The 5652-nt window shown below is 73.3% G+C and carries 6 protein-coding genes; 1 reads left to right on the forward strand and 5 read right to left on the reverse strand.

All coding sequences use genetic code 11. The features are described 5' to 3' along the window. The 5 genes from H5J29_RS18970 to H5J29_RS18990 all read right to left on the reverse strand — a co-directional run. Positions 1-1380: phage holin family protein (locus tag H5J29_RS18970; protein WP_312858306.1), on the reverse strand; the 1380-nt coding region annotated here is incomplete at its 3' end. Beyond that, entirely contained in the window at positions 1377-2063 is a 687-nt protein-coding gene (locus H5J29_RS18975) for a DedA family protein (RefSeq protein WP_181782334.1), read from the reverse strand. The genes H5J29_RS18975 and H5J29_RS18970, both read right to left, overlap by 4 nt. After that, on the reverse strand, positions 2060-2932 hold the full coding sequence (locus H5J29_RS18980) for an MBL fold metallo-hydrolase (protein ID WP_181782341.1): 873 nt from the start codon (positions 2930-2932) through the stop codon (positions 2060-2062). Before H5J29_RS18980 ends, H5J29_RS18975 begins: the two co-directional genes overlap by 4 nt. A 19-nt stretch (positions 2933-2951) precedes the next feature. Next, complete coding sequence (locus tag H5J29_RS18985; RefSeq protein WP_376768549.1) at positions 2952-4286, reverse strand: ATP-dependent 6-phosphofructokinase; 1335 nt, start codon at positions 4284-4286, stop codon at positions 2952-2954. 143 nt (positions 4287-4429) lie between these two features. Continuing rightward, the gene (locus H5J29_RS18990) at positions 4430-4840 is read right to left on the reverse strand and encodes a TIGR03618 family F420-dependent PPOX class oxidoreductase (RefSeq protein ID WP_181782335.1); all 411 of its coding nucleotides are present in this window, start codon (positions 4838-4840) and stop codon (positions 4430-4432) included. Positions 4841-5036: 196 nt separating this feature from the next. Here H5J29_RS18990 and H5J29_RS18995 point away from each other — a divergent pair, with 196 nt between their 5' ends. After that, entirely contained in the window at positions 5037-5615 is a 579-nt protein-coding gene (locus H5J29_RS18995) for an SRPBCC family protein (protein ID WP_181782337.1), read from the forward strand. The last annotated feature ends 37 nt before the right edge of the window (positions 5616-5652 follow it).

Genomic DNA, 5652 nt, shown 5'->3' on the forward strand with positions numbered 1-5652 from the left:
GACGTACTGCTCGATCGTCTCCCCGAACCGGTCCGCGAAGGCCTGCCCCTGGGTCTGGCCGTGGTCGGACAGACACACGATGTGGTACGGCCGCGGCGCGAGCTGGGCGGCCCGGTGCAGCCGCCCGATCTGCTGGTCGATCGTGCGCAGCACCGCGAGGGCGTCCGCGCGCTCGATGCCGGAGTGGTGGGCGACCTCGTCGTAGCCGAGGAAGTCCGCGTAGGCGACCGGGCGCCCGGCCAGCATGTCCTCGATCAGGGCCGAGACGACGACGTCTCGTGCGATCACCGTGGTGCCCGGCCGGGCGAAGGGGTAGAGCCCGCCGCGGTGGGTGCGCGGCCGGACGTCCGCCCGCCGCTGCGATGCCGCCTCGACGACCTCGCGCACGGCGTCGACGAGCGCGCCGGCGAAGGTCCGGATGCCGTTGACCGGGTTGGCGAAGTACGCCCAGTACCCGCCGCCGATGTGGTCGCGCCGCCGCTTCGACCGCCGCCCGCCCAGCACGGTCACGGTGCTCATCGTGAGGCTGTAGTGCGGCGCGTCGCCGGTGAACAGGTTGCCGCGGGAGGCGCCGTCGACGGCGAGCAGGCCGCGCCCGTCGGAGTGCCTGCGCTCGATCTCGGCGGCGTCCGCGGGGTGCGCGCACGCCATGACGTGGTCGCGGTCCTTCTCGTACCAGCGGAAACCGAGGATGTCGTGGTTGCTGCCGTGCAGGATGCCGCTCACGCTGGCGCCGGTCTGCGACGACCAGTCCGTGGTCCAGTGCTGCAACGAGTGCGTGCCCTGCGCGAGCCAGCGGGCGAGCACCGGCATGGTGCCGTCGCGCACGGCACGCCGGGCGGTCTCGTGCCCCAGGCCGTCGACCTGCAGGAACAGGACTCCGGGGGTGACCTCCCCGGTGCTGTCCGGGGTGCGCCTGCTGCGCCGGACCGCACGGCGGAAGAACAGCTCGTCCTCGTCGATCGCCAGGAGCGAGGTGGCGACGGCGTTGACGACCGTCATCACCACGACCACCACGAACGCCGTGCGGATGTTCGTGAGCTGCACCCCCGGCACCAGCCAGAAGACGGCGAGCGACCCGGCCGCGAGCAGCAGGAAGCTGCCGAGCCCCAGGGTGAACAGCGCGAACGGCAGCGCCACCCGGAGCACCAGCGGCCAGACCACCGCGGTGAGGAGCCCGAACAGGAGCGCGCAGACGATCGGCTGCCACCAGCTCGTCATGGCGAAGCCGGTGAGCCAGAGGTCGAGCAGGTGCAGCGCGACCGTGACCAGGACGCCCACGAACAGCACCCTGGCCACCACCCGGCCGCCCTGCAGCAGCGGGCCACGTTCGGGCTCCACCGCCCGGTAGTCCCGGACGATCGGGGCGGGACGTGTCACGGTCGGTTCTCCTGCGGATCGGGCGGAGTGGTCGGCCCGATCTTCGCCTCCCCACGCGGCGGGGACGGCTCCGGGGCCCCGCCGTCACCCGAGCGGGTCCGCCGCCTGCGCACGAGGGAGGCGATCCCACCGGACACGGCCCCGACGACGAGCACGAGCGCGGCGGCGACGAGCGTGGCCACCAACGGGTTGTCGAACAGCCCACCCGACAGGATCCCCAGCAGCGAGTACGCCACCGCCCACAGCAGACAGGCCAGCAGCGCCGACGGCAGCAGCCTGCGCCACGGGTAGCCGAGCGTCCCGGCCGCGACGAGCGCGGGGATCCGGCCCGCGGGGACCAGCCGCCCGATCACCACGAGCTGCCAACCGTGGCGGGTGAACCGGACCCGGGCCCTGGCGAGCTGCTCGGGCGTCTGACCGCGCGAGACGAACCGCACGGCGGCCTCGCCGCCCACCCGCGCGACCCCGTAGGTGACCAGGTCGCCCACGTACGCGGCGAGCGTCGCGGCGACGATCACGAGCGGGAGCGAGAGGTGGTGGGTGGTCATCGCGACGGCCGCGGCGGCGCCGACGACGGCCCCCGTGGGGACGATCGGCACGATCGAGCCGAGCAGCACCCCGCCGACGAGGAGCGGGTAGCCGATGGCCTGCGGGTCGGTCCAGTCGAGGGCCAGCGCGCTCATCCGGGCCCCTCCGACCCGCCGTCCGACGGGGGAACGAGCGGTCCGTCCGGGCGGTGGGTCTGCGCGGGAGTGCCGTTCGGGCCATCGGGTCGGGAGCCGTCGAGGGGGACGTCCTGGCCGGGGCGGGCGATCGTGATGCGGCTCGTGGTGCCGTGGCGGGCGGCCGCGGCGGCGAAGCGGTGGGGCGGGTCGTGCAGCAGGGCGCGCATGTTCGCACCGTGGCCCGCAGGCGCCCTCGTGAGGCCCGCGACGGCGAGCGTGCCCCAGTGCACCGGGACGGCCAGCCGCGGCCTCAGCAGGTCCAGCGCGACGGCGGCGCGTTCGGGATCGAGGTGTCCCTCGCCCAGGTTCGGCCCCCAGCCCCAGACCGGCAGCAACGCGACGTCCAGGTCGCCGAGTGACCCCATGCCGTCGAACAGGTCGGTGTCGCCGGAGGCGTAGATCCGCAGGCCGTCCGCCTCCAGGACGTGCCCCAGCGCGGGCGCCTGCGGACCACGGGTGGACCGCGGCCCCCACCGGTGCCCGGAGTGCTCGGCGAACGTCGCGGTGACGCGCAGGCCGCCGTCGACGATCGTCTGCCCGACGTCGATCTCCTCGACCCGCTGCACCCCGCGCCTGCGCACCCACTCCCCCGCCCCGCGCGGCACCACCACCCGGGTGTCCGGGCGCAGCATCCGCAGCGAGGGCAGGTGCAGGTGGTCGCCGTGCAGGTGCGAGACCAGGACCAGGTCCGCGTCCGCCCAGTCCTCGGGACGCAGGGGCGGGACCATCCGCCGCAGCAGCGACACCTTGGGGGTGAGCACCGGATCGGTGAGCACGACCCGCCCGCCCAGCTCCAGGCGGGCCGTCGAGTGGCCGAGGAACCGCAGTGCAGGCACGACGGGGAGATTACGCCCCGAACCGGACGGGCTGGCCCGTCGACTCCAGGACCGCCTGCCACAGGTCTCCGTTCGGGTCGACCTGGTTGCGCTTGCTCACCGCGAGCTCCATCGGGATGTGCACGAAGCGCCGCCGCACCCGCCCGACGACCATCGCCGTGCGCCCCGACATCGCCGCGTGCACCGCCGCCTGGGACAGCCGGACCGTGTAGACGCTGTCGTAGGGGTTCGCGGGCACCGACCGGATCGCGTAGCTCGGGTCGATGTAGCGCACGGACGTCTCGATCTCTCGCCGGGCGAAGTCCTGCTCGATCTCCGCGCGCAGGAACCGGCCGATGTCGCCGAGCCTCTTGTTGCCCGACGCGTCGGTGTGCGAGTGCGCCTCCAACAGCTCCTGACCCGCCCCCTCGGCCACGACGACCACGGCGTGCCCGCGCTGCTGCACGCGGGCGCGCAGGTGGTCCAGCAGGCCGCCGAGCTCAAAGGGGACCTCGGGGATCAGCACGACGTCCGCGTCGGACCGCGCGAGCGCCGCGTAGCAGGCGATGAAGCCGGAGTGCCTGCCCATGAGCTTGACCAGCCCGACGCCGTTGGCCGTGGACTTGGCCTCGACCGTCACCGCCCGGATCGACTCCGACGCGCGGGAGAACGCCGTCTGGAAGCCGAAGCTCTGGTCGATGTACGGGATGTCGTTGTCGATCGTCTTCGGGATGCCGACGACGGCGATCTTGAGGTTCCGCTCGCGGATGACCCGCTCGATGCCCATGGCGCCGCGCATCGTCCCGTCCCCGCCGATCACGAACAGGATGTTCATGTGCATCCGCTCGAGGCAGTCGACGATCTCCTCGGGGTCCTGGTGGCCGCGCGAGGTGCCGAGCACCGTGCCGCCCTCGGTCGCGATGTCCCGCACGTAGCGCGGGGTCAGGTCCACCTCGTCGTACCCGTAGGAGGAGATGAAGCCCTGGTAGCCGTTGCGGAACCCGACGATCCGCTTGACCCCGTAGTGGTAGGTCAGGGTGCGGACCAGGCCCGCGATGACGTCGTTGAGGCCCGGACAGAGGCCGCCGCAGGTGACGATCCCCACCCGGGTCTTCGACGGGTCGAAGTAGATCTTGCGGCGCGGACCGCAGGGCTCCAGGCCGGGCAGCTGGTCCATCGGCACGCCGCGGGCGGTGATGCCGGCGATGGTGTCGTCCAGCAGGACCCGGTCGTCCTCGTCCACGTAGTGCTCGGTGGTGGCCCGGGCGTCGAGCAGGTGGGCCATCGGCGACACGATGCGGCTCGTGCCGAGCTTGGCGATCAGGAGGTCGTCCGGGGACACCGCAGGGGAACGGGGGAGGTTCACGACGTTGTCGGGGGCATCGATCTCCCGGTCGTCGGCCGCTCCGTGGGTCACGTGGACATCCCTCTCCTCGTGGTGGTGGGGTCCACGCCGGCGGGGACGGGCTCCAGGGTGCCCGATCGCCGTCACGACCGACAGGACCGGGGTCAGACGATACCGAGCACCCGGTCGACGGTGATCACGATGACCACCCGCTCGGGGTTCTCCCGGGGCACCCGGAAACGCTTCGCGTAGCGCTCCTCGGCGTCGCGCACGGACTCCGGGTCCGCGAGCACCTGCGCGGTCCCCTCCAGCGTGGACCAGCGGGCGCCGTCCACCTGGGAGACGACGGCGCGGCCGGACTCGCGCGCGTTGACCGCCTTCTGCGAGCCGCCCCGACAGATCACCCGGGCGGTGCCCTCCTCGACGTCGACCGTCACCCCCACCGGCACGACGTGCGGGGTGCCGTCCCGCCGCAGGGTCACCAGCGTGCCGAGGTGGCGTTCGGTCCAGAACTCGCGGAACTCCTCGGAGACGACCTCGGGGGCGAGCCTCGTGCGCAGGGGGCGTGCGGTCATGCCCCCATCCAACAACATCAGTTCTTGCTTATATAAGTTGCTCCTGAGATAGTCTGCGGGTGCCCGCCCCCGACGTCCTCGGCGATCCGGTCCGACTCCGGGTCCGCCAGGTCGTCGCGTTCCGCTCGTCCCGCCCACAGCCGCCCGGCACCGAGCTCGTCCGCGGTCGCCGTGCCCGCTCCCGAGAAGAGGACCGATGATCGATCTCGTCCAGGAGCTCGACGCCCTGCGCCGCGCCGTCGTCCGCACCGACGGGGAGGTGACCCTGCGGGTGAGCCGCCGCTACCCCGCCGACACCCCCGACGTCTGGTCGGCGCTGACCGAGCCCGAGCGGCTCGCCCGCTGGTTCCTGCCGGTCGGCGGCGACCTGCGGGTGGGCGGGGAGTTCCGGCTCGAGGGCAATGCGGGCGGGGAGATCCTGGCCTGCGAGCCGCCCACCCTGCTGCGGGTGACGTTCGGCGGGCCGGACAGCGTGGTGGAGGTGCACCTGCGGGCCGTGGGCGACGACACCAAGCTCGAGCTCGTCCACACCGTGCCGCTGGGCATGGCGGGCAGCGGCGCCGGCGCGCTGTTCCCCGGACCGGGATGGGACATCGCCCTGCACGCCCTCGCCGCCCACCTGCGCGGGGAGACCGTGGACCCCGAGGGTGCCGCCTTCGCCCGGGGCTCGGTCGAGGCGTGGCAGGCGACCGTCGAGGCCTCCGGGACCGCCACCGCGGAGGAGATCGCGGCGGCGTGCGAGATGGCCCGGGCTCAGTACCTGCCCGAGGACTGAGGCACCCACACCACGGCGCCGACGTTCGCGGCGACGA

Source organism: Pseudonocardia pini, assembly GCF_013870575.1.
GTDB lineage: Bacteria > Actinomycetota > Actinomycetes > Mycobacteriales > Pseudonocardiaceae > Pseudonocardia > Pseudonocardia pini.

Excerpts from the sequence above, each read along its gene's own strand:
- H5J29_RS18975 (WP_181782334.1), bottom strand. The coding sequence starts at position 2,063 with ATGAGCGCGCTGGCCCTCGACTGGACCGACCCGCAGGCCATCGGCTAC.
- H5J29_RS18990 (WP_181782335.1), bottom strand. The coding sequence starts at position 4,840 with ATGACCGCACGCCCCCTGCGCACGAGGCTCGCCCCCGAGGTCGTCTCC.
- H5J29_RS18995 (WP_181782337.1), top strand. The coding sequence starts at position 5,037 with ATGATCGATCTCGTCCAGGAGCTCGACGCCCTGCGCCGCGCCGTCGTC.